The organism is Nocardioides sp. cx-169 (assembly GCF_021083605.1).
Taxonomy (GTDB): domain Bacteria; phylum Actinomycetota; class Actinomycetes; order Propionibacteriales; family Nocardioidaceae; genus Nocardioides.
In genome coordinates, this window is record NZ_JAJNRO010000016.1 from 1 (window position 1) to 22,100 (window position 22,100).

Sequence of the window (22,100 nt, forward strand, 5' to 3'; positions counted from 1 at the left end):
GGTGAAACTCACGGCCCTCAGCGGCACACGAACACCGTGACGTGGCCGGCGTACTCGCGGGGGCCGTCGAACCACGGGAGGTCGCGCTGGCTGGGCTCCTCGGAGGAGGCGAGGTACGCGAGGGCCGCGGCGTGGTCGGGGAAGACCGCGCGCGGGCGCAGGTCCTCACGCCGTACGTCGGAGAAGTGCCGGCCGAGCGCCGCCTCGCCGTTCTCGCTGCTGAAGTGCGTGACCATGGGTGGCCGGCCGACGGCGCGGCGGAGCTCGGCCACGTGCTGGTCGCCGTTGGTGACCGCGAGGAACGTGCCGCCGGGGCGGAGCACCCGCCGGACCTCGGCGAGGCCACGGTGCAGGTCCGGGACGTGGTAGAGCATCCACAGTGCGGCGACGAGGTGGAAGGAGCTGTCCTCGAACGGCAGCGCCTGGGCGTCAGCCACGTGCGCGGTGACACCGCGCGCACGGGTCAGCTCGACGAACCGCTCCGAGGAGTCGATGGCGACCAGGTCGGTGGCGGGCAGGACCTCGCGGACGCGCGCCGCGAACGCGCCGGTGCCGCAGCCGACCTCGAGCATCCGTGTCGGCGCGGCGCCGACCACGGCGTCCAGGGCGAGGGCGGAGGGGTCGCGGCCGTCGGCGTCGGGGTGCCACACGGAGGATCGGACCTGCAGGTTGCCCTCGGCCGCGTACTGACGGCGCACCGCGTCGGGGCTGGTCATGTCGGTCATGCCGGCAACCCCACCAGACGCTGGCTCTCCGCCCACAGCCGACACGCCACCGCCTCGTTGCGCGCTACCGTCGACGGCTCGGTGAGCCGTCCCTCGTCGTAGTAGCCGCCGGTGCGACCCTCGACCTCGGGGCCGACGGCCAGGTACGCGAGGTGAGCACCGCCCTCCTCGGGGGAGATCATCGCGACCCGTTTGCCCAGCGCCAGCACGGGCCGCGCCCACCAGGGGGCGCCGCTCCAGATCGAGGTGGCGACGGCGCCGGGGTGCAGGCAGTTGACGGTGACGCCGGTGCCGTCGAGCTGCCGGGCGAGCTCCCGGGTGTGCAGCACGTTGGCGAGCTTGGAGCGGCTGTACGCGCGCAGGATGGAGTAGCCGCGCTCGAAGCCGAGATCGGTGAAGTCCAGGGTGCCGGAGTAGTGGCCGCGCGAGCTGGTGATCACGATCCGGGCCGGAGCGCCGGCCACGATCCGCTCGCGCAGCAGCTCGGTCAGCAGGAACCCGCCGAGGTGGTTGACCGCGAAGGTCGCCTCGATCCCGGCGTCGGTGAGGGTACGGCGCTCGAAGACCGAGCCTGCGTTGCTGACCAGGACGTCGATCCGCTCGCAGGCGGCCAGCAGGTGGTCGGCCAGCGCACGGACCGAGTCCTGGGAGGCGAGGTCGACGAGCGCCTGCTCGACCACCGCCCCGGGCGCGGACGCGCGCACCGACGCGACCGCGGCGCGGGTCTTGTCGGGGTTGCGGCCCACCATCACGACCCGGTGACCCAGCGCGGCCACCTGCCGCGCGCACTCCAGCCCGATGCCGTCGCTGGCGCCGGTGACAACCACCGTCTTGGGCGTCACGGGTGGGTCATGCTCTCCAGGTCGAGCGCCTCGTCGAGCTGCGCCTCGGTCAGGTCGCCGCGCTCGACGAAGCCCATCTCGAGCACGGTCTCGCGGATCGTGGCGCCCTCGGCGAGCGCCCGCTTGGCGATCTTGGCGGCGTTCTCGTAGCCGACGTACTTGTTCAGCGGCGTGACCACCGAGGGAGACGAGGCCGCGTAGCGCCGCATCCGCTCGGCGTCGGCGGTGATCCCGTCGACGCAGCGCTCGGCGAGCAGGGTCATCGACGTCGACAGGATCCGCACCGACTCGAGCAGGTTGCGCGCCATGACCGGCATCGCGACGTTGAGCTCGAAGCTGCCGCTGGCCCCGGCCACGGCCACCGCGGCGTCGTTGCCGATCACCTGCGCGCACACCATCAGCGTGGCCTCGGGCAGGACCGGGTTGACCTTGCCGGGCATGATGCTGGACCCCGGCTGCAGGTCGGGCAGGTGGATCTCCGCCAGGCCGGTGGTGGGGCCTGAGGACATCCAGCGCAGGTCGTTGCAGATCTTGGTCAGCCCGACGGCGAGCGTGCGCAGGACGCCGCTCAGCTCCACCAGCGAGTCGCGGGTGCCCTGCGCCTCGAAGTGGTTGCGGGCCTCGGTGAACGTCTCGCCCGTGAGCTCGTTGAGGGCGGCGATCGCGGCCTGCGCGAAGCCGGGCGGGGTGTTGATGCCGGTGCCGACCGCCGTACCGCCCAGGGGCAGCTCGCGCACCCGCGGCAGCACGGAGTCCAGCCGCTCGGCGGCGTAGCGCACCGTCGCGGCGTAGCCGCCGAGCTCCTGGCCGAGCATCACCGGGGTCGCGTCCATCAGGTGCGTGCGGCCGGACTTCACCAGGCCGGCGAACTCGTCGGCCTTGGCCTCCAGGCTGGATCCGAGCACGTCGATCGCCGGCAGGAGGTCGCCCACGACCGCGCGCGTGACCGCGACGTGGATCGCCGTGGGGAAGGTGTCGTTGCTGGACTGGCTCGCGTTGACGTGGTCGTTGGGGTGCAGCTCGACACCGGCGCGCGTGGCCAGCGAGGCGATCACCTCGTTGGTGTTCATGTTCGAGCTCGTGCCGGATCCGGTCTGGAACACGTCGATCGGGAAGTGCGTGTCGTGCTCGCCCGCAGCCACGGCTGCGGCGGCGTCGGCGATCGCGGCGGCCTGCTCCTCGGGCAGGATGTCGAGCTCGCGGTTGGCGCGCGCGGCCGCGCCCTTCACCAGCGCCAGCGCCTCGATCATCCGGCGCTCCAGCGGGGTGCCGCTGATCGGGAAGTTCTCGACCGCGCGCTGGGTCTGCGCCCGCCACAGGGCGTCGCGGGGGACGAGGACCTCGCCCATGGAGTCGTGTTCGGTGCGGTACTCGGTCATGGGGTCACGCTAACCCTTGACTAATTGGTAAGGAAGCAGTTACCAATAGGTATGGACGTCTTCGCCGCGCTGGCCGACCCGGTGCGCCGGGAGCTGCTGCGGGCGCTCGCCGCCGGCCCGGCGCGCGTGGTCGACCTGGCGGCGGCCCAGACGGTCAGTCGCCCGGCGGTCAGCCGGCACCTGCGCGTGCTCACCGAGGCCGGGCTCGCCGCGGCCGAGGACCGGGGTCGGGAGCGCCACTACCGGCTGCGCGCGGAGGCGATGGCGCCCGTCCTGGCGTTCGCCGCCGAGCTGCGACACGCTCCGCCCTTCGCGGAGTCCGCGCTGGACGGCCTCGAGCTCGAGGTCCGCCGCACCGGACGCGAGCACCGCGCCGACCGCGCCGGCGCCGGACCGGCCATCACCGAGGAGACCGCATGAGCCGCATCGCCCCCACCGGCCGTCGAGAGGCCCGCGACGGCACGTCGTACGTCGCCTACACCCGCACGTTCGCCGCCCCCATCGAGGACGTGTGGGCGGCGGTGACCGAGCCGGAGCGGCTGGCGCGCTGGATCGGGACCTGGTCGGGCGACCCGGCGTCGGGCGCGGTGTCGTTCCGGATGACCGCGGAGGGTGAGGACGTCGCGGCGGAGACCTACCGGATCGAGGTCTGCGAGCCGCCGCGGCGACTGGTGACGCACTCGGGCGGCACCGGCCCGGAGGACCCCGACGGCATGGTGTGGCAGCTCGAGTTGGACCTCGTGGAGAGCGACGGCGTCACGACCTTGACCTTCGCGCAGGTGATGAGCGACCCGTCCGTCGCCGAGAGCGTCGGGCCTGGCTGGGACTACTACCTGGACCGGCTGGTCGCCGCCGAGACCGGTCGCGACGTGGCCGGGGTCCTCTGGGACGACTACTACCCAGGCCAGGCCGGCTTCTACCGCAGCGCATTCTCCTGAGCGCGGCCGACGTAGATCCAGTAGTGCTCCTCGCGCCCCTGGAGCAGCACCTCCAGCGGCTGCGCCTGCACCTGGCCGAACACGCCGGTGAGGACGTCGGCGAGCTCGGGCGCCGGGCTCGCCGACCAGATCGCGAGCGCGCCACCGGGTCGCAGCGTCTCCCGCGCGGCGCGCAGCAGCGGCTCACGGTAGAGCTCGGCGTTGCGCTCGTGGACGAGGTAGCCGGGGCCGTTGTCGACGTCCAGCAGGATCAGGTCGTACGACGCCGGGCGGGCCTCGGCGAGCGCGACCGCCACGTCGGCGACCACGAGGCGCACCCGCTCGTCGGCGAGCAGCGCCGGGCCGTGGGGGATGGTGCCGTCGCGCATCCAGCCGACGAGGGCCTCCTCGATCTCGACCACCGCGCAGGTCTCCACGCGGGAGTCGGCCAGGACCTCGTGCATCGTGAACCCGAGCCCGAGCCCGCCGACCACCACCGCCTTCGGGTCCTCGACCAGCGCGAGCGCCGCGGTCGCGAGCGCGCGCTCGGTGCTCACCTCGAGGGTGTCCATCACGAAGGCGCCGTTGGACCGCAGCTCGATGACGGAGGGGCCATCGGCGGGGCGCCGCTCTCGCAGCACCAGCTCGCCGCGCTCGGACTCGGCCCGGGCGAGCTCGACGTACTCCATGGCCTCATCCTGCCAAGAGATGCCGGCGGGACGGGACCGGGCCCGCGGGCACGCCGTGGGCGCGGCCGGGTCAGTCGAAGATCTCGCTGAGCCAGCTCTCCTTGCGCTTCTTCTTGTAGCCCTGCTGCTGGTAGCCCCGCTCGTAGCCCTGCTCGTGGTGGCGCGGCTCCTCGTAGCGCTCGTAGCTGCGCTCGCGGGAGGGTTGCTGCGGCGCGGGCGCGGGGGGTGCCTGCTGGGCGACGGAGCGCTCGATGAGCTTGTCGAGCTCGCCCCGATCCAGCCAGACGCCGCGGCAGCTCGGGCAGTAGTCGATCTCGATACCGCTGCGCTCGCTCATCGTCAGCGTGGTTCCGTCGGTGGGGCACTGCATGATGCGCTCCTCTGGGTGGGCCTTCTCCTCGGCCAACGGACGAGGCAGGATCGGGGTTCCCATTCCCTCGTAGGGAGCACTTCATGCGCCTGGTCCCAGCCGTCGCCGTCGCCATCCTGCTCGCGGTCCTGGGCGGCTGTGCGGGCGAGAGCGAGAGCAGCCCCGAGGTCAGCGACGAGGCGCGGGAGACCTGCGATCTGCTGTCGGCCGACGACGTGGTCGCGCTCGCCGGCAAGGACCTCGGCGAGCCCGAGGCCGGGGAGGTCACCGGGCTGCCGACCTGCCGCTGGGGCTCGCCTGCCGACACCGGCGTCCAGGTGATCGACGTGCCCGTCGCCGACTGGGTCGCCAACCTCGGGCCCGCCCTCGACGCGGTCGAGCAGGAGCTCGGCGACGACCCGGGGACCGGCGCCAAGATCGAGGAGGCGCGGCGGATCCTGGCCTCCGACGAGGTGGACGACGCGGAGGGGTGCGAGCTGTTCTCGCTGTTCGTGGAGCTCCAGGGACTGGGGCCCGGGCTCGAGCGCGTGGTCAACGTGATCCCCGACCGGGAGGCGCCAGAGGCGATCACGGCTCAGGCCTGCGGCGGCGGGCGGTTCACGTCCGTGCTGCTGCAGGGCCCGGGGGTCACCGGCTCCGACGAGGAGGTGGACCGGACGGACGCCGCGCTCGACGCCGCGCTCGGCCGGTCCGGTGAGTGAGCCCGGCGCGCGGCGGGTACCGGTTCGTCCCACGACGAGAGGAGCCCGACGATGGACGACGGTACGCAGGACGAGGGCCAGGTCTCGGAGGTCGCCTCGATGGACCCGGACGTGGCCGACGTGCCGATCTCCGACGACCAGGCGGTCGCCGGCAACCCCGACGACCAGAGCGGCGAGGCCCAGGAGGGCACCGCGGGCCCCAACGCTCTGCCGCGGCACAACCCGCCCGAGGAGGGCAACGAGTCGTCGCGCTGACGAGGCGCACCGGCTCGTCGCACCGGCCGCGCGGGCCGGGGGAAGGATCCGCCGCGACCAGCGGTTCGGTCGAGTGACCCCCGTCCGCACGACCGCGAAGGACCACCCATGACCCTCCTCGTCACCGCCGCCTCCGGGCACCTCGGCCGCCTCGTCCTGGACTCGCTACTGGACCGTGGCGTCGACCCGGCCACGATCCGCGCCGGCGCGCGCCGGCCCGAGTCGCTGGCGGCGTACTCCGAGCGCGGCGTGCAGGCCGTCCCGCTGGACTACGCGGTCCCGGCCTCGGTGACGGCGGCCGTCGAGGGCGCGGACCGGGTGCTGCTGATCTCGGGCTCCGAGGTGGGCCAGCGCATCGAGCAGCACGCTGGCGTGATCGACGCGGCCGGGGCCGCCGGGGTCCAGCAGCTCGTCTACACGAGCGCCCCCCAGGCGACGACCAGCCCGTTGGTGATCGCCCCCGAGCACAAGGCGACCGAGGAGCACCTCGCCGCGCCGGGCGTCCCCGCGACGGTGCTGCGCAACAACTGGTACACCGAGAACTACGCCGATGACCTCGAGGTCGCGCGGGAGCACGGTGTGCTGGTGACCAGCGCCGGCGACGGCCGGGTGCCGAGCGCCTCGCGTGCGGACTTCGCGGAGGCCGCGGCCGTGGTCCTCACCACCGACGGCCACATCGGCCAGGTCTACGAGCTGGCCGGCGACGTCGCGTGGGACTTCGCGACCCTCGCGCAGGCGATGTCGGAGGTGCTGGGCCGCGAGGTCGCGCTGCAGCAGCTCACCCCCGAGGAGCGCCTCGCCCAGCTGCAGTCGGTCGGTCTCGACGCCGGCACCGCGGGCTTCGTCGTCGCGCTCGAGGGCAACATCCGTGACGGGATCCTCGAGCACACCGACGGCAGCCTCTCCCGCCTGATCGGCCGCCCCACCACCCCGCTCGTCGACGGGCTGCGCGCCCTCGCCTCCTGACCGACCGGTGACGGGTCGATCGGCTACTGGGCGCTGCGGACGCGGAGGCCGCTGCCGAGCAACGAGCTGAGCGGGACGGTGACGGCGCCGGAGGGGTCGGTGAAGAAGTCGTTGCCCTGGTCGTCGACGACGATGAAGGCGGGGAAGTCCTCGACCTCGATCCTCCAGACGGCCTCCATGCCGAGCTCCTCGTACTCCAGCACCGACACCGAGCGGATGCAGTCCTGGGCGAGGCGGGCCGCGGGGCCGCCGATGGAGCCGAGGTAGAAGCCGCCGTGGGCGTGGCAGGCGTCGGTGACCTGCTGGGAGCGGTTGCCCTTGGCCAGCATGACCATCGAGCCGCCGGCCGCCTGGAACTGCTCGACGTAGGAGTCCATCCGGCCGGCCGTGGTCGGACCGAAGGAGCCGGAGGCCAGGCCGTCGGGGGTCTTGGCCGGACCGGCATAGTAGACGGGGTGGTCGCGCAGGTACTGCGGCATCGGCTCCCCGGCGTCGAGCCGCTCCTTGATCTTGGCGTGCGCGATGTCGCGGGCGACCACGAGCGGGCCGGTGAGCGAGAGCCGGGTCTTGACCGGGTGGCGGCGCAGCTCGGCGAGGATGTCGGCCATCGGCTGGTTGAGGTCGATCGGTACGACGGCGCCGCCGGCGATGTCCTCGGCCACGCCCGCGTCGGGCATGTACTGCGCCGGATCCATCTCGAGCTGCTCGAGGAACACCCCGTCGGGCGTGATCTTGCCGAGTGCCTGCCGGTCCGCCGAGCACGACACCGCGATCGCGACCGGGCACGAGGCGCCGTGGCGCGGCAGGCGCACGACGCGGACGTCGTGGCAGAAGTACTTGCCACCGAACTGCGCACCGATCCCGAACGACTGCGTGAGCTTGAAGACCTCCTCCTCGAGCGCGAGGTCGCGGAAGCCGTGGGCGCTCATCGAGCCCGCGGTGGGGAGGTTGTCGAGGTAGTGCGCGGAGGCGTACTTGGCGGTCTTGAGCGCGAACTCCGCCGAGGTGCCGCCGATCACGATCGCCAGGTGGTACGGCGGACAGGCCGCGGTCCCGAGCGAGCGGATCTTCTCGTCGAGGAACTCCAGCATCCGCGTGGGGTTCAAGACGGCCTTGGTCTCCTGGAACAGGAACGACTTGTTGGCCGACCCGCCGCCCTTGGCCATGAACAGGAACTTGTACTCCGGGCGGCCCGAGGTCTGCGGCGTCGAGTACAGCTCGATCTGCGCCGGCAGGTTGGTTCCGGTGTTCTTCTCCTCCCACGTCGTCAGGGGCGCGAGCTGGGAGTAGCGAAGGTTGAGCTTGGTGTAGGCGTCGTAGACGCCGCGGCTGATCGCCTCGCCGTCGTCGACGCCGGTGAGCACGCCCTCGGTCTTCTTACCCATGACGATCGCGGTGCCGGTGTCCTGGCACATCGGCAGCACGCCGCCGGCGGAGATGTTGACGTTCTTCAGCAGGTCGAGCGCGACGAAGCGGTCGTTGCCGGACGCCTCAGGGTCGTCGATGATCCGGCGCAGCTGCGCGAGGTGCGCGGGACGCAGGTAGTGCGAGATGTCGTGCATCGCCTCCGCGGTGAGCCGCTGGATCGCCTCCGGCGAGACCCGCAGGAAGCTCTGCCCGTCGGCCTCGAAGGTGGACACCCCCTCGGTCGTGAGCAGCCGGTACGGCGTGTCGTCACGGCCGGTCGGCAGCAGGTCGGAGTAGCGGAAGTCGTCGCCGGTGGTCACCGGGGCAGGCTATCGCCGCGCCTCCACGAGACGGCCGCCGACCTCGGGCAACCTGAGTGTGCCCCCCATGCGTCTGAAAGGCAGGGGCATGTGAGGCCGGACCGCTCGGGGACCGGCCGGAGGAGGGATGATGGCCGGGTCCAGGCGTCTCGCGGCCGTGGCGGCAGTGCTGGCGGTCACGATCTCCGGCGTGCTCGCCGTCGGCGCGATGGCCGACCGGGACACCCGAGGGACCCGGTCCCCCGCGGCGGACGGCGAGCGCCCGACGGTCGTCCCGGCGCAGGCCGTCGGCACCGACGGACGCGCTGACATCGTCCTGATCCTGATGGACGACTTCTCCCTCGAGCTGCTGGCGACGATGCCGCACGCGCAGCGGATGGCAACAGAAGGCGCTACCTACGACAACGCGTTCGTCGTCGACTCGCTGTGCTGCCCCTCGCGCGCGGCGATGGCGACCGGACAGCTGCCGCACCAGACCGGCGTACTGACGAACACGCCGAACGACCCCGAGGACCCCATCGGCGGCTACGAGGCCTTCGTCGCCCACGGCAACGAGCAACGGCAGTTCAGCGTGAACCTGCAGGACGCGGGCTACCACACCGGCTTCGTCGGGAAGTTCCTCAACGGCTACCGGGGGGAGTCGGTCGCCGGGGTCGAGCTGCCCGCGCCGACGGTTCCCGGCTGGAGCGACTGGCAGGCCCTCTCGGGTGCGGCCTACAACGGATGGGACTTCCAGAGCACCTATCTCGACGCCGACGGGGAGGTGCAGCTCCAGGACCACCCCAAGCCGCCGCTCTCGGCGCCGGCGGCCCGACGCGACCGGGCGTACGCCACCACCGTCACCGCCCGCAAGGCCGTCGAGTTCCTCAAGGAGCGGCGACCGGGCGACCCGCCGTACTTCCTCGAGGTCGCGACCTACGCCCCCCACAGCTCGATGGGGGCGGCCTATCCCGGCGGCACTCAGTTCCCCGCCGCCTTCCGCGACCGGCCTCGGGGGGGCGGGACCACCGGCGGCAACTGCGGCACCCGCCCGTGCGGTGAGCTGACGCTCGACGACCTGACGGGCTACGGCGACCCGCGCGAGGACAACGCGCCCACCTACCTGCTGCCCGACGGCTCGACCGCCCCGGCGCCGCCCTGGCGCACCAACGAGATCACGCTGACCGACCAGCAGGCGCTGACCCGCTACCGCGACCGCGCGCGGATGGTGCAGTCCGTCGACCGGCTGGTCAAGCGGGTGCGCAAGGCCGCCGGCCCGGACGCCTACGTGTTCCTCACCTCCGACAACGGATTCCACCTCGGCCAGCACCAGCTCAACGGCGGCAAGGGCACGCCGTACGACTCCGACAGCCGGGTACCCCTGGTGGTGGTCGGGCCGGGCGTGGTGCCCGGCACTCGTCACCAGTTCGTCAGCAACATCGACCTCGCGCCGACGTTCGAGGAGCTGGCGGGCGTGCGGACGCCGCGCTTCCGCTCCGGGCGGTCCTTCGCCGCGACGCTGACCCGTCCCGAGGCGCCGGGCGCACGCTACGCGTTCTTCGAGCACACCTACGCCAAGTCGCAGCCGGGCGAGGTGGACACCGACGAGGGCTCGGGGGGGACCATCGACCTGATCCCGTCGTTCGTGGCGGTGCGGGGCGAGCGGGGGCTGCTCGTCCGTCTCGACCTGGACCCGTCGTGGTCCGGCACCGACCCCGCCTTCGAGCTGTACCGCTACGACCGGCCGTGGGAGGACGTCAACGTGTTCGCCGAGGACCACGACAAGCCCTACGCCCGTGACCTGATGAGGCGCCTGCTGCGGCTCGACGGGTGCCGCCCGGCGCAGTGCCGCGCCGCCGTGCGTTAGCCGGCGGGCCAGGACGCGCGCCAGACCCGCCCGGCCAGGCCGTCGTCGGCGAGCAGCAGCAGGGTCTCGTCGGTCGCGGCCACGGTCAGGACCCGTCCGCCGCCGGCGGCGGGGTTGACCGGGACCTCGACGGGGCGCCAGGAGGACGAGTCGAGCGTCGCCCAGGCGGCGTACGACGTCCCGTCGCTGGCCGTGGCCAGCGCCCGGTCGCCGGATGCGACCAGGCCCGACGGCCCGGCGAACGCGGCGCGGTCGGGGTCCAGCGGGCCGAACGACTCGCCGGCCACCCAGTCGGAGCCGGTGCGGCGCCAGCTGCCCACCGCGCCGTCGCGCAGGCCGACGGCGAGCACCCCGTCGCCCGTCGCGGCGACGCGCTGCAGCTCGGTGAACGTCTGCCCGGCCGGGACCTCCTGGCGCGACCAGGCGCGGCCGTCGGGGGAGACCCAGGCCATCGGCACGATCCGGCCCTCCACCTGGCCGCTCCCCACCACCGTCCAGCCCTCGCCGTCGTGCACCTGCGCGATCGCGAGGGTGTCGACGCGCTCGTCGCGGCCCAGGGCGGGGTCGTCGTCGACGAGCTCGAACTCGCGCTCGTCCTGCGACACCCAGACCGCCGCCCCCGAGGTGCGGTTCCCGGCGATCAGCCATTCGGACGGCCCGGCAGCCACCCGCTCGACGCTGACCGCCTCGACACCGCCGAAGAGCGGGAACGGCGCGATCACGTCGACGAAGGCGCCGTCGCCGCGCTGGTACCAGGTGCTGACCCGCGGGTTGCCGTGTGCGCCCCCGGACTTGGCGCCGACCATGACCACCCGGTCGCCGCGGCACGCCACCGAGGAGAGCACCGCGCGCCGGGCCCAGTAGGCGCGCGGCGCGAACCGCAGCGGCCGCCAGGTCCGGCCGTCGTCGTCGCTGCGCCAGGCCGCCGGCCGCGTCCCGTCCCCACCGGTGAACACCGTCCCGACCAGCCACCAGGTGCCCTCGCACGCCACGGCGTCGCGTACGCCGACCCGCCCGGCCGGTCCGTCCGGCACCGGCAGCGAGACCTGCTCCCACCCGACCGCGACCGGCGTCGGGTCCTCCGGTGGCTCGTCCGGTGAGGTGCACGCGGAGCCGCCCAGCAGCACGAGGACCCCGACGAGGGCGGTCACGGCACGGCGCACGTCCTCAGGCTAGTGCGCTGCGGCGCACTGCCCGAGATGTTCGGCAGCGTGACCGGCTGCAGTCGCGTGGGAGTAACGTCAGGGCAGGCCTCACCTGGAAAGGTGGGCGTCGACGCGCGGCCTCTCGCGCTTGAACAAGGAGAAACGTGAAGCCCAAGATCTCACTACTGGCCGTCATGGCGCTGCTCTCGACCGCCGCTCTCGCCGCGTGCGCCCCGCCCGAGGACGATGACAAGGACTCCGGCTCCTCCTCGGAGGCTGCGACCGCGACCTCGCTCGACGACTTCGGCTCGATGGAGGACCTCGTCGCGGCCGCCGAGGAAGAGGGTGAGCTCAACGTCATCGCCCTGCCGCCCGACTGGGCCAACTACGGCGAGATCATCGAGACCTTCGAGGAGAAGTACGACATCAAGGTCAACTCGGCGCAGCCTGACGCGGCCAGCCAGGACGAGATCAACGCCGCCGAGCAGCTCGCCGGCACCGACCGCGCGCCCGATGTGTTCGACCTGGGTCAGTCCGTGGCCCTGGCCAACACCGACATGTACGCGCCGTACAAGGTCGAGAAGTTCGACGAGATCCCCGAGGAGTTCAAGGACCCGAACGGCGCCTGGGTCAACGACTACGGCGGGTTCATGTCGGTGGGCTACGACTCCAGCGTGGTGCCCGAGGTGACGTCGCTGGACGACCTGCTCGGCCCCGACTTCAAGGGCAAGGTCGCCCTCAACGGTGACCCGACGCAGGCGGGCGCCGCGTTCAGCGGGGTCGTCATGGCGGCCATCGCCAACGGCGGCTCGGTCGACGACATCAAGCCGGGCGTCGAGTACTTCGCCGAGATGAAGAAGGCCGGCAACTTCCTGCCCGTCGACCCGACCTCGGCCGCCATCGAGTCCGGCCAGACCCCCGTCGTCATCGACTGGGACTACCTCAACGCCATGGAGTCGGCCAAGCTCGACACCTGGGAGGTCTACGTCCCGGACGAGGCGGCCGTCGCCGGCTACTACTTCCAGGCCATCAACGCCGACGCGCCGCACCCCGCGGCCGCCCGGCTGTGGCAGGAGTTCCTCTACAGCGACGAGGGCCAGAACCTCTGGCTCGCCGGAGGGGCGCGCCCCGTGCGCGCCGAGGCGATGGTGGAGGCGGGGACGATCGACCAGGAGCTGTACGACGCTCTCCCGCCGGTCGGCGGTGAGCCGGTGATCCCCACCAACGAGCAGACGGAGAAGATGGCCGGCTACCTCGCGGACAACTGGGCGAAGGCCATCGGCTGACCATGTCGGCAGCCGCACCGCTGGCCGCAGCGGCGACCGCCGCCCCGGAGACGGTCCCCGGGAGAGGACGGCGCCCAGGCGCCGGGCTCTCCCTGGGGCCGGCACTGGGGCTGCTCCCGTTCCTGGTCTTCATCGGGATCTTCCTCATCATCCCCACCATCACCGTCGTGGTCGGTGCCTTCCAGGCCGAGACCGGCGGCTTCAGCCTGGAGAAGATCCGGGCGCTGGGCGAGGGCACGCCGCTGCGCGCGCTGCGCGAGAGCGTGATCTTGTCGTTCACCTCGGCCGCGGTCGGTGCGGTGCTGGGCGCGCTGCTGGCCTACCTGGTCGTCACCGCCCCGCCCACCAGCGTGATGCGCCGCGCGGTCACCGCCGTGTGCGGCGTACTGGCCCAGTTCGGCGGGGTCACCCTCGCCTTCGCGTGGATGGCGACGCTCGGCTTCGGCGGACTGCTCACCGGCGTCCTGGCCGACGTGTTCGGCGCGAGCGAGACGGGGGCTAGCTGGCTCTACGAGCTGCCAGGCCTGATCCTGGTCTACTCCTACTTCCAGATCCCGCTGATGGTGATCGTCTTCATGCCGGCCCTGGAGGGCCTGCGCCCGCAGTGGCGCGAGGCGGCGGTCAACCTCGGCGCCACGACCCGGCAGTACTGGCTGCAGGTGGCGTTCCCGCTGCTGCGACCGGCCTTCCTGGGCTCGGCGCTGCTGCTGTTCGCCAACGCGTTCGCGGCCTATGCCACCGCGGCGGCGCTGGTCAACCAGGGCGCCCCGATCACACCGCTGCTGATCCGCTCCGCCCTCACCAGCGAGATCGTGCTCGGCCAGGCCAACTTCGGCTACGCCCTCGCCCTCGAGATGGTCGTGGTCGTCGCCGTCGTGATGTCGCTGTACGCCTGGCTGCTCCGCCGTACGTCGCGGTGGCTCTCGTGACCGGGGGACTGGTCTGGCGCGTGCTCCGCTGGCTGCTGCTGGCGGCGTTCGCGGTCTTCTTCCTGCTGCCCTTGGTGGCCCTGCTCGACTTCAGCACCAAGGTGCCGCGCACCGGCGAGCGCACCGGCGAGGCCTGGCGCGGGCTGCTCGAAGACCCCGCCATGACGGAGGCGATCACCACCTCGCTGCTGCTGTCGTTGCTCACCGTCGTGGGCATGGTGGTGCTGCTGGTGCCGACCATGGTGTGGGTGCGGCTGCGGGTCCCGCGGGCCTCGCGGCTCGTGGAGTTCCTGTGCCTGCTGCCGCTGACCATCCCGGCGCTGGTGATCGTCGTGGGCATCAAGAACGTCTACGCCTGGGTCGACTACCTGATGGGCGACTCCGCCTTCACGCTGACGTTCGTCTACGTCGTGCTCGTGCTGCCCTACGCCTACCGCTCCATCGACGCCGCGCTCTCGTCGATCGACTCCCGCACGCTCTCGGAGGCGGCGCGCTCGCTCGGCGCCGGATGGCTCACGGTCATCGTCCGGGTGATCTCGCCCAACATCTGGACCGGTGTGCTCAGCGCCGCCTTCATCTCGGTGGCGCTCGTGCTCGGCGAGTACACCGTCTCGTCCCTGCTCAACTACGACACCCTGCCCGTCGTGATCGTCCAGCTCGGCAAGAGCGACGCGCCGCAGTCCATGGCCGCCGCCCTCGCCTCGATCCTGTTCGCCGCCGCCCTGCTGGTGGTGCTGTCGTTCCTCGACCGCCGGCGGCGTACCCCCGGAGGAAGTAGATGACCGTGTCCCCGTCTCCCAGTGAGACCTCCCGTGAGACCTCCACGCCACCCGGCCTCGCCGTCGAGATGACCGGGCTGCGCCGTACCTACGGCGACGTCCAGGCGCTCGACGGCCTCGACCTGCGCCTGGAGCCTGGGGAGATGGTCGTGCTGCTGGGGCCCTCCGGCTGCGGCAAGACCACCGCGCTGCGGCTGCTGGCGGGCCTCGAGCGCCAGGACGCCGGCACCATCAGCGTAGGCGGCAAGGACGTCACGCGGGTGCCCGCCAACAAGCGCGACATGGGGATGGTCTTCCAGGCCTACAGCCTGTTCCCTCACCTCACCGTGCTCGACAACGTCGCGTTCGGGCTCAAGCTCCGCGGTCGCCCCCGAGCCGAGCGGCGCAGGCGGGCCGGCGACATGCTGGACCTGGTCGGGCTCGGGGAGCAGAAGGACCGCTACGCCAACCAGCTCTCGGGCGGCCAGCAGCAGCGGGTCGCGCTCGCGCGGGCGCTCGCGGTGGAGCCGGCGGTGCTGCTGCTCGACGAGCCGCTCTCCGCCCTCGACGCCAAGGTCCGCGTGCAGCTGCGCGACGAGATCCGCCGAGTTCAGATGGACGTCGGGACGACCACGCTGTTCGTCACCCACGACCAGGAGGAGGCCCTGGCGATCGCCGACCGGGTCGGGGTCATGAACGCCGGACGGCTCGACCAGATCGCGCCGCCGGCCGAGCTCTACTCCGCCCCGGCCACGCCCTTCGTCGGGGAGTTCGTCGGGCTCAGCAACCGGATCCCGGCCCGGGTCGTCGACGGTCGCGCCTCGTTGCTCGGCACCAGTGTGCCGGTGCTCCCGGGGTCGGCGGCCGAGGCGGGCGTCGCCCTGGTGCGCCCCGAGTCGATCTCGGTGGTCCCGGACGACGCCGGACACGGGCACGTCGCCTCGGTGTCGTTCCTGGGCCCGGTGACGCGTGCCGGGGTGATGCTGGACGACGGCACCCTCGTGGTCGCCCAGCTCATGAGCAGCGACGCCGCCCGGCTGGAGCCGGGTGTCCGGGTGCGGCTCGAGGTCGCGCCGGCGGCGGTCCTGGTCGTTGCGCCGTAGGATTCCTCGCATGGGTGAGATCGAGCGCCCCGACGCAGACCCCAGGCAGCTGCGGGTCTCCGACGCCGAGCGCCACGAGGTGGCCGAGCTGCTGCGCACCGCCGCGGGCGACGGCCGCATCGACCTGCAGGAGCTCGACGAGCGGCTCGAGGCGACGTACGCCGCCAAGACCTACGCCGACCTCCTTCCGATCACCTCGGACCTGCCGGCGCATCGCGACGCGGCCCGGCCGCCCGCGCCCCGCCCGGCCCCTGCCTCCTCGCAGATCACCCCCGGAGGTCCCCGCGAGCAGCGTCACCTGGCGATCATGAGCGGCCTGGACCGCTCGGGGGTGTGGACCGTCCCGGAGCGGCTCACGATCACCTGCTTCATGGGTGGGGCCAACCTGGACCTGCGCCAGGCGACCTACGCCGCCCAGGAGGTCGTGATCACGGTCAACGCCTTCATGGGTGGCGCCTCGATCGTCGTCGGCCCCCACACCCACGTCGTCATCGAGGGCGTCGGCATCATGGGCGGCTACTCCGGCCCCTCCGGCCTCGTCGACCCCGAGCTCGACGACAGCTCACCCACCGTGCGGGTCAGGGGCATCGCGATCTGGGGCGGCGTCTCCGTCGAGCGCAAGCCCCGCCCCGACCCCCGCCCCACCCGCCACCACCGCCTGCACTGAGTCGCGGCGCTGCCCTGAGATTCACCGGGTGCCCGGTGAATCTCACGGCTTCACGGCTCCCGTACGAAGCTTCATACGGGAGGCACCAGTTTCGTCCGGAGCGTGTGAACCGCACGGGTCTGCCCCGCTCGGCGATATCCACAGGCAACGTCGAGGCGGGTGCGCGACCGGCGAAGAACGGGCAACGTCGGGGGCATGTTGGATGCACTTCTGGGGACGGGCAGTACGCAGGGCTTCCTGCTCAGACGCGATGCCGTGGCGCTCGGTATCGACGACAACGCACTTGCTCGGCTCGTCAGGATCGGCGAGCTCGTGCGCATTCGTCAGGGGGTGTACGCCCCACGACGGGAGTGGTCGACGATGACGAGGCGACAGCGGCACGGCGTACTGACCCGCGCCGTCCAGGCGCTGTACCGCGACCATGTCGTCGTGTCGCACACGTCCCAGGCGATCGCCGACGGCGCGCCCGATTGGGGCGTCGACCTCTCATCGGTCCACCTGACTCACCTGAGTGGGGGTGGGCGACGGAGCGCGGGCGTCGTTCATCATGAGGGGTCGCTGCGGGTCGTCGACGTGACCCGCTCCCCGGAGGGCTGGCGTACGACGCCGACCCGCACGGTCCTGGACTCTTGCAACCTGGTGGGCACGGAGGCTGGCCTCGTCCTCGCGAACTGGTATCTGCATGAAGGGCTCACCTCGGTCGACCAGCTCGAGGCTCGGTACGTCGAGATGCAGCGGTCGCGGCGGATGCTCGCTGTCCGACTCGTGCTGAGGCTGGCCAACGGGCGGGTGGAGTCCGTGGGGGAGAGCCGTCTGCTGTATCTGATCTGGCGGGCCGGTCTGCCGATGCCGATCGTGCAGTGGGAGGTGTGGGACGGCGATCGGCTGGTGGGGACTGTCGACTTCGCCTGGCCGGAGCTCGGGCTGATGGCAGAGTTCGACGGAAAGGTGAAGTACGGCCGGCTGTTGCGACCGGGGCAGGACGCGGGCGACGCGGTCTTCGCCGAGAAGCGCCGGGAGGACGAGCTACGTGAGGTCACCGGATGTCGGATGATCCGGCCGATCTGGGTTGATCTCGACCGACCCGACACCACGGCGGAGCGCATCCGCCGCATGCTCAAGCGCGCGGCGTAGGCGCCAGCGATGCCCGCGCCTGCCACCGGCACTGGGGTCCTGCGCCGTTCACTCCTGTGACACCACTGGTGCCAATCTCTCGGCTCCCGTACGAAGCTTCGTGGGGGAGGCGTGAGATTCACCGGGTGCCCGGTGAATCTCAACCCGCTCGCGCTCCCCGCGGAAACGCGAGAACCCGGCCACCACGAGGGCGACCGGGCTCGCGAGGGGGGTGCGAGGGGGGTCAGCCGTCGGCGGCCTCGGCGGCGGCGGTCTGCTGGTCGGCCACCTCGTGCTCGGAGCGCGCCTGGGCGGCCGGGTCCTGGCCCTGCTCCAGTGAGGGCACCCGGCCGGCGTGCTCGAGGTCGATCGTGAGGTTCTCCCCGGTGGACGGGTCGAAGAGGTGCATCTGGGAGGTGTCGACCCAGATGTCGGCCTCGTCGTCCTCGGCGATTCTGCTCGACCCGTCGAGGGAGATGACCAGCTGGGTACGCACGGTCTCGCCGTCCAGGTCGCGCTCGAGCTGCTGCAGCTGCTCCTGCACCTCGGGCGGGGCCTCGAACGGGATGTAGGCGTAGGCGGTGTTGCCGAGCCACTCGACCTGGTCGACCTTGGCGCGGAACGTCGAGCCCTTGCGGGACGGGTCTACCACCGAGGCGTCCTCGAACGCCTCGGGGCGGATGCCCGCGATCAGCAGGCCGCGCCCGGCCGCCGCGGACGCCTTCTCGGGGGAGATCTCCACCTTGCCGAACGGCAGCTCGACCGTCGTGCCCTCGACGGTGGCCGGCAGGAAGTTCATCGGCGGGGAGCCGATGAAGCCCGCGACGAACAGGTTGCCCGGGTTGGTGTAGAGCTCACGGGGGGACGCCAGCTGCTGCAGGATGCCGCGCTTGAGTACGGCGACCCGGTCGCCCAGCGTCATGGCCTCGGTCTGGTCGTGGGTGACGTAGACCGTGGTGATGCCGAGCTTCTTCTGCAGCCGCGCGATCTCGCTGCGCATCTGTCCGCGCAGCTTGGCGTCGAGGTTGGACAGCGGCTCGTCGAACAGGAACGCATCGGCGTCGCGGACGATCGCGCGGCCCATCGCCACGCGCTGGCGCTGGCCGCCGGAAAGGTTGGCCGGCTTGCGCTCCAGGTGCTCGTCGAGCTCCAGGGTCTTCGACGCGGCCCGCACCTTCTCGTCGACCGTCTTGTCGTCGACCTTGGCCAGGCGCAGCGGGAAGGCGATGTTCTCGTAGACGGTGAGGTGGGGGTAGAGCGCGTAGTTCTGGAAGACCATGGCCAGGTGGCGGTCCTTGGGGGGCAGGTCGTTGACGCGCCGGTCCCCGATGATCATGTCGCCGGACGTGATGTCCTCGAGCCCCACGATCATCCGCAGCAGCGTCGACTTCCCGCAGCCGGACGGGCCGACCAGGATCATGAACTCTCCGTCGTGGACGTCGATGGAGACGTCGTTGACGGCCGGGAACCCGTCGCCGTACTTCTTGACGATGTTCTTCATGTCGATGGCAGCCATGAGCTCAACCCTTCACTGCGCCGGAGGTCAGACCGGCGACGATCTTGCGCTGGAATATCAGGACGATGATGATGATCGGGACCGTGGAGATGACGGCGCCCGCGGCCAGCAGCGAGGCCGGCCGGTTGAACGGATCGGCTCCCACGAAGAAGGACAGCGCCGCCGGGATCGGCCGGGCGTTCTCCGTCGAGGTGAGCGAGATGCCGAACACGAAGTCGTTCCAGGCGAAGAAGAACGTCAGGATCGCGGCGGTGAACACACCGGGCGCCGCGAGCGGGACGATCACCTTGCGGAACGCCTGCCACGACGTGGCGCCGTCGACCTGGGCCGCCTGCTCGAGCTCCCACGGGATCTCCCGGAAGAACGCGGACAGGGTCCAGATCGCCAGCGGCAGCGTGAAGGACATGTAGGGGATGATCAGCCCCGGCCAGGTGTCGTAGAGGCCGAAGGTGCGCCACATGTCGAACAGCGGGCCGACCAGCGAGACCACCGGGAACATCGCGATGGCCAGCGCCATCGTCAGCACGAGCTTCTTGCCCTTGAACTCCAGGCGGGCGATCGCGTAGGCGGCCAGGGTCGCGATGATCACCGACAGCACCGTGGCGATCAGGCTGATGCCGATCGAGTTGAGGATCGCCCGACGGAACTGGGCGTACTCGTCACCCGTGAGCAGGTCCTTGTAGTTCTGCCAGCCGGCGCTGTCGCCGTCGGCCGGGAAGAACCCCGGGCTGCCGTTGGTGATCGCTTCCTGCGACTTGAAGGACAGCGAGATGATCCAGGCGACCGGCAGCAGGCACCACAGGAGGATGAGCAGACAGCCGATGGCGGTTCCGAGCTTTCTCATGCCCTCATCCCTCCTGCCGCGCCGCGGCGAGGTCGACCCGGAACAGCTTGACGATCAGGAACGCGATGAGCAGCACCGAGAGGAACAGCAGCACCGACAGCGCCGAGCCGATCCCGAGCTGGAACTGCTCGATGGTCTGGCGGTAGGTGAGGAACGAGATCGACTCGGTGTTCACCGCTCCCGCCGTCATCACGAAGATGTTGTCGAAGATCCGGTAGGCGTCGAGCGCCCGGAACAGCACCGCGACCATGATCGCCGCACGCATGTTGGGCAGGATCACCTTCCACAGCCGCTGCCACCACGTGGCGCCGTCGACCTTGGCGGCCTCGATCATGTCCTCGGAGACCTGGGCCAGGCCGGCCAGGAGCAGCAGCGACATGAAGGGCGTGGTCTTCCAGATCTCGGAGACCATGATGGCGATGACCGCCGGCGTGGTCTCGCCGAACCAGTTGAAGGTGGCGTCCAAGCCCGGGATCCAGGAGTTGACGAAGCCGTTCTGGTAGCTGAAGGCGAACTGCCAGGCGAAGCCCGAGACCACCGTGATGATGCCGTAGGGGATCAGGATCGAGGTGCGGATGACCCCGCGGGCGAAGATCACCCGGTGCATCACCATCGCGAAGATGAAGCCGATCACGAGCTCGACGGCCACCGTGACGACCATGTAGAGGACGGTGATCCCCGTGACCTTCCAGAAGAGCGGGTCGGTGAGGGCGGTGAGGTAGTTGCTCAGCCCCACGAACTCCTTGTCCTCGGGGGCCGTCAGCGAGTAGTTGTACAACGACAGGTAGAGCGCCCGGAGCATCGGGAACGCGGTGACGATGAGCATCACGACGATCGCGGGCGCCACCAACTTGCGGCCGAGGGAGTTCTCGGCCCGGGCCCGCTGGTTGTCCGGCGGCGTCGTCGTGTCCGGCCTGGCCTTCTCGCCGGCCGTGGCGACGTAGGAGGTGGTCACAGCAGGGCCTTCCCTTCGAGGACGTCCTTGAGGAACCGCGCCGACTCACGGGGCGTGGACTCGGGGTCGACGGACCGGGGCGAGTGCCAGACGCTCTGCAGCGCCGCCGAGATGGTGGCGTAGTAGGAGCTCTTCGGTCGCGGCCCACCGGAGTCGACGCTCTGGCTGAACAGCTCGAGCAGGTCGGCGGGGTAGGCCTCGGTCAGCTCCTTGGCGTCGTATGCCGACTGGCGTGCGGGCATCAGGCCCGACTCCACGGCGAGCGCGACCTGGGACTCGCTCGTCGTCACGCACTCGGCCGCCTCCAGCGCGAAGTCCGGGTGCTTGGAGAACGCGCCGACGCCGATGTCGATCCCGCCGATGGGAGGCTTGGACTCCTCGCCCTCGACCGTCTCGGGGTAGCGGGCCCAGCCCAGGTCGTCGAACTGCTCCTGGGTCAGGCCTCCGGTGTCGACCAGCGTCTTGTAGTTCTGGTAGACGAAGGTCCAGTTGACCATGAACTCCCCGGGGCCCTCGAACATCAGCCCGAGGCTGGTGCCCTCGTTGGAGGTCGTCAGGTCGGGCTGCGCGGCCTTGGAGTCCGCGAGCTTCTCGATGACCGCCGCCGCGGCCTTGCCGGCCTCGGAGTCGATGTCGACCGAGGCGTCCTTGCCGGCCTCGTTGTTGCTGATGATGTCGCCGCCCGCGCCTTGGATCAGGGCGTTGATCCACACGACGTAGGCCTCGTACTTGTTGGCCTGGACGCCGACCGTGCCGCCGTTCTCAGCGGCGGCGTCGATGACCTGGTCCCACGTGACCGGCTGGCTCATGTCGAGACCGGCGGCCTCGGCGAGCGACTTGCGGTACCAGAGGACCTGGGTGTTGGCCCACTGCGGGAAGGCGTAGACGCCGTCGTCCCACTTGACGGTCTCCGCCGCGCCCTCGAGCACGTCCTCGTCGGTCGCGATGGCCGCGCTCTCCTCGGGGAGCTGCTCGAGCCAGTTGGCATTGGCGAACTCCGCCACGAAGACCGGGTCGAGGCTCATCAGGTCGGTCGAGGAGTCCTCGGCCGCGAGGCGACGGGCCAGCTGAGTGCGCTGGTCGGTGGCGCCCGAGGGGAGCAGCTGGACCTCGATGTCGTACTCGTCGGTGCTGCACTGCTCGGCCAGCTTCGTCAGGGTCGGGACACCGTCGGGGTTGACGTACCAGTTGAGCGTCGGCTTCCCGGAGCCGCCGGAGCACCCCGCGAGGAGACCGCTGGCCAGGGTGGCGGCAGCGAGGACCGCGATGCCGCGGCGACGCCGACGTCCCCCACCTCTGCGATCTCTCGGTGGTGCGGATGCGAACGTCATGCGGCCCCTCCCGAATCATGTGGCTGTGCTCACATG

General features: G+C 71.3%; 23 protein-coding genes. 12 read left to right on the forward strand and 11 right to left on the reverse strand.

Annotated elements, in window-relative coordinates:
• Positions 1-17 precede the first annotated feature (17 nt).
• Genes LRP67_RS18500 through LRP67_RS18510 form a run of 3 tightly spaced genes read right to left on the reverse strand, consistent with a single transcriptional unit; the run spans position 18 to position 2,946 of the window.
• The gene (locus LRP67_RS18500; RefSeq protein ID WP_231271629.1) at positions 18-725 is read right to left on the reverse strand and encodes a class I SAM-dependent methyltransferase; all 708 of its coding nucleotides are present in this window, start codon (positions 723-725) and stop codon (positions 18-20) included.
• A complete protein-coding gene (locus LRP67_RS18505; protein ID WP_231271630.1) occupies positions 722-1,567 on the reverse strand; it encodes an SDR family oxidoreductase in 846 nt (281 codons plus the stop codon). The genes LRP67_RS18500 and LRP67_RS18505 overlap by 4 nt, the downstream gene beginning before the upstream one ends.
• Positions 1,564-2,946: an aspartate ammonia-lyase gene (locus LRP67_RS18510; RefSeq protein WP_231271631.1), complete on the reverse strand. Its 1,383-nt coding sequence runs from the start codon at positions 2,944-2,946 to the stop codon at positions 1,564-1,566. Before LRP67_RS18510 ends, LRP67_RS18505 begins: the two co-directional genes overlap by 4 nt.
• Positions 2,947-2,997: 51 nt before the next feature.
• Between LRP67_RS18510 and LRP67_RS18515 the strand changes: the two genes are divergently transcribed.
• Together LRP67_RS18515 and LRP67_RS18520 are read left to right on the forward strand one after the other, a co-directional pair.
• Positions 2,998-3,366 carry a helix-turn-helix transcriptional regulator gene (locus LRP67_RS18515; protein ID WP_231271632.1) on the forward strand — a complete coding sequence of 123 codons (369 nt, stop codon included), beginning with the start codon at positions 2,998-3,000 and terminating at the stop codon, positions 3,364-3,366.
• Positions 3,363-3,884: an SRPBCC family protein gene (locus LRP67_RS18520; protein ID WP_231271633.1), complete on the forward strand. Its 522-nt coding sequence runs from the start codon at positions 3,363-3,365 to the stop codon at positions 3,882-3,884. Before LRP67_RS18515 ends, LRP67_RS18520 begins: the two co-directional genes overlap by 4 nt.
• Here LRP67_RS18520 and LRP67_RS18525 read toward each other — a convergent pair.
• Entirely contained in the window at positions 3,863-4,552 is a 690-nt protein-coding gene (locus LRP67_RS18525; RefSeq protein ID WP_231271634.1) for a hypothetical protein, read from the reverse strand. The genes LRP67_RS18520 and LRP67_RS18525 overlap by 22 nt on opposite strands.
• 70 nt (positions 4,553-4,622) lie before the next feature.
• A complete protein-coding gene (locus LRP67_RS18530) occupies positions 4,623-4,985 on the reverse strand; it encodes a zf-TFIIB domain-containing protein (RefSeq protein WP_231271635.1) in 363 nt (120 codons plus the stop codon).
• 20 nt (positions 4,986-5,005) lie between these two features.
• Between LRP67_RS18530 and LRP67_RS18535 the strand changes: the two genes are divergently transcribed.
• The 3 genes from LRP67_RS18535 to LRP67_RS18545 all read left to right on the forward strand — a co-directional run bounded on the left by LRP67_RS18535 (position 5,006) and on the right by LRP67_RS18545 (position 6,844).
• Entirely contained in the window at positions 5,006-5,623 is a 618-nt protein-coding gene (locus LRP67_RS18535) for a hypothetical protein (protein ID WP_231271636.1), read from the forward strand.
• 51 nt (positions 5,624-5,674) lie between these two features.
• Positions 5,675-5,878, forward strand: a complete 204-nt coding sequence (locus LRP67_RS18540; protein WP_231271637.1) for a hypothetical protein — start codon at positions 5,675-5,677, stop codon at positions 5,876-5,878.
• 108 nt (positions 5,879-5,986) lie between these two features.
• Positions 5,987-6,844, forward strand: a complete 858-nt coding sequence (locus LRP67_RS18545) for an SDR family oxidoreductase (RefSeq protein ID WP_231271638.1) — start codon at positions 5,987-5,989, stop codon at positions 6,842-6,844.
• Between the two features lie 23 nt (positions 6,845-6,867).
• Here LRP67_RS18545 and LRP67_RS18550 read toward each other — a convergent pair whose 3' ends face one another.
• Positions 6,868-8,571 carry a fumarate hydratase gene (locus tag LRP67_RS18550; protein ID WP_231271639.1) on the reverse strand — a complete coding sequence of 568 codons (1,704 nt, stop codon included), beginning with the start codon at positions 8,569-8,571 and terminating at the stop codon, positions 6,868-6,870.
• Between the two features lie 130 nt (positions 8,572-8,701).
• On the opposite strand from LRP67_RS18550, the gene LRP67_RS18555 reads away from it, so the two are divergent.
• Positions 8,702-10,417, forward strand: a complete 1,716-nt coding sequence (locus LRP67_RS18555; RefSeq protein WP_231271640.1) for a sulfatase-like hydrolase/transferase — start codon at positions 8,702-8,704, stop codon at positions 10,415-10,417.
• Here LRP67_RS18555 and LRP67_RS18560 read toward each other — a convergent pair.
• Complete coding sequence (locus LRP67_RS18560; RefSeq protein WP_231271641.1) at positions 10,414-11,580, reverse strand: hypothetical protein; 1,167 nt, start codon at positions 11,578-11,580, stop codon at positions 10,414-10,416. The genes LRP67_RS18555 and LRP67_RS18560 overlap by 4 nt on opposite strands.
• 146 nt (positions 11,581-11,726) lie before the next feature.
• On the opposite strand from LRP67_RS18560, the gene LRP67_RS18565 reads away from it, so the two are divergent.
• The 6 genes from LRP67_RS18565 to LRP67_RS18590 all read left to right on the forward strand — a co-directional run bounded on the left by LRP67_RS18565 (position 11,727) and on the right by LRP67_RS18590 (position 17,439).
• Entirely contained in the window at positions 11,727-12,848 is a 1,122-nt protein-coding gene (locus LRP67_RS18565) for an ABC transporter substrate-binding protein (protein WP_231271642.1), read from the forward strand.
• 2 nt (positions 12,849-12,850) lie between these two features.
• Entirely contained in the window at positions 12,851-13,777 is a 927-nt protein-coding gene (locus LRP67_RS18570; protein WP_231271643.1) for an ABC transporter permease subunit, read from the forward strand.
• On the forward strand, positions 13,774-14,559 hold the full coding sequence (locus LRP67_RS18575) for an ABC transporter permease (RefSeq protein WP_231271644.1): 786 nt from the start codon (positions 13,774-13,776) through the stop codon (positions 14,557-14,559). The genes LRP67_RS18570 and LRP67_RS18575 overlap by 4 nt, the downstream gene beginning before the upstream one ends.
• 2 nt (positions 14,560-14,561) lie before the next feature.
• A complete protein-coding gene (locus LRP67_RS18580; protein ID WP_231271645.1) occupies positions 14,562-15,638 on the forward strand; it encodes an ABC transporter ATP-binding protein in 1,077 nt (358 codons plus the stop codon).
• 10 nt (positions 15,639-15,648) lie between these two features.
• Positions 15,649-16,305 carry a DUF1707 domain-containing protein gene (locus tag LRP67_RS18585; protein ID WP_231271646.1) on the forward strand — a complete coding sequence of 219 codons (657 nt, stop codon included), beginning with the start codon at positions 15,649-15,651 and terminating at the stop codon, positions 16,303-16,305.
• A 159-nt stretch (positions 16,306-16,464) separates the two neighbouring features.
• A complete protein-coding gene (locus LRP67_RS18590; protein WP_231271647.1) occupies positions 16,465-17,439 on the forward strand; it encodes a type IV toxin-antitoxin system AbiEi family antitoxin domain-containing protein in 975 nt (324 codons plus the stop codon).
• Positions 17,440-17,662: 223 nt separating this feature from the next.
• On the opposite strand, the gene LRP67_RS18595 is transcribed toward LRP67_RS18590, so the two are convergent.
• The 4 genes from LRP67_RS18595 to LRP67_RS18610 are packed head-to-tail and all read right to left on the reverse strand — an operon-like array spanning position 17,663 to position 22,064.
• Positions 17,663-18,934, reverse strand: a complete 1,272-nt coding sequence (locus LRP67_RS18595) for an ABC transporter ATP-binding protein (RefSeq protein WP_231271648.1) — start codon at positions 18,932-18,934, stop codon at positions 17,663-17,665.
• Positions 18,935-18,938: 4 nt separating this feature from the next.
• Positions 18,939-19,778 carry a carbohydrate ABC transporter permease gene (locus tag LRP67_RS18600; protein ID WP_231243279.1) on the reverse strand — a complete coding sequence of 280 codons (840 nt, stop codon included), beginning with the start codon at positions 19,776-19,778 and terminating at the stop codon, positions 18,939-18,941.
• A 4-nt stretch (positions 19,779-19,782) separates the two neighbouring features.
• Positions 19,783-20,733: a carbohydrate ABC transporter permease gene (locus LRP67_RS18605; RefSeq protein ID WP_231243280.1), complete on the reverse strand. Its 951-nt coding sequence runs from the start codon at positions 20,731-20,733 to the stop codon at positions 19,783-19,785.
• Positions 20,730-22,064 (reverse strand): extracellular solute-binding protein, encoded by a 1,335-nt coding sequence (locus LRP67_RS18610; protein WP_231271649.1) that lies wholly within the window; start codon positions 22,062-22,064, stop codon positions 20,730-20,732. Before LRP67_RS18610 ends, LRP67_RS18605 begins: the two co-directional genes overlap by 4 nt.
• Positions 22,065-22,100 lie beyond the last annotated feature (36 nt).

Coding starts and splice junctions, on each gene's coding strand:
- LRP67_RS18600 (WP_231243279.1), bottom strand. CDS start 19,778: ATGAGAAAGCTCGGAACCGCCATCGGCTGTCTGCTCATCCTCCTGTGG.
- LRP67_RS18510 (WP_231271631.1), bottom strand. CDS start 2,946: ATGACCGAGTACCGCACCGAACACGACTCCATGGGCGAGGTCCTCGTC.
- LRP67_RS18515 (WP_231271632.1), top strand. CDS start 2,998: ATGGACGTCTTCGCCGCGCTGGCCGACCCGGTGCGCCGGGAGCTGCTG.
- LRP67_RS18530 (WP_231271635.1), bottom strand. CDS start 4,985: ATGGGAACCCCGATCCTGCCTCGTCCGTTGGCCGAGGAGAAGGCCCAC.
- LRP67_RS18535 (WP_231271636.1), top strand. CDS start 5,006: ATGCGCCTGGTCCCAGCCGTCGCCGTCGCCATCCTGCTCGCGGTCCTG.
- LRP67_RS18555 (WP_231271640.1), top strand. CDS start 8,702: ATGGCCGGGTCCAGGCGTCTCGCGGCCGTGGCGGCAGTGCTGGCGGTC.
- LRP67_RS18610 (WP_231271649.1), bottom strand. CDS start 22,064: ATGACGTTCGCATCCGCACCACCGAGAGATCGCAGAGGTGGGGGACGT.
- LRP67_RS18500 (WP_231271629.1), bottom strand. CDS start 725: ATGACCGACATGACCAGCCCCGACGCGGTGCGCCGTCAGTACGCGGCC.
- LRP67_RS18585 (WP_231271646.1), top strand. CDS start 15,649: ATGGGTGAGATCGAGCGCCCCGACGCAGACCCCAGGCAGCTGCGGGTC.
- LRP67_RS18595 (WP_231271648.1), bottom strand. CDS start 18,934: ATGGCTGCCATCGACATGAAGAACATCGTCAAGAAGTACGGCGACGGG.
- LRP67_RS18545 (WP_231271638.1), top strand. CDS start 5,987: ATGACCCTCCTCGTCACCGCCGCCTCCGGGCACCTCGGCCGCCTCGTC.
- LRP67_RS18570 (WP_231271643.1), top strand. CDS start 12,851: ATGTCGGCAGCCGCACCGCTGGCCGCAGCGGCGACCGCCGCCCCGGAG.
- LRP67_RS18520 (WP_231271633.1), top strand. CDS start 3,363: ATGAGCCGCATCGCCCCCACCGGCCGTCGAGAGGCCCGCGACGGCACG.
- LRP67_RS18540 (WP_231271637.1), top strand. CDS start 5,675: ATGGACGACGGTACGCAGGACGAGGGCCAGGTCTCGGAGGTCGCCTCG.
- LRP67_RS18525 (WP_231271634.1), bottom strand. CDS start 4,552: ATGGAGTACGTCGAGCTCGCCCGGGCCGAGTCCGAGCGCGGCGAGCTG.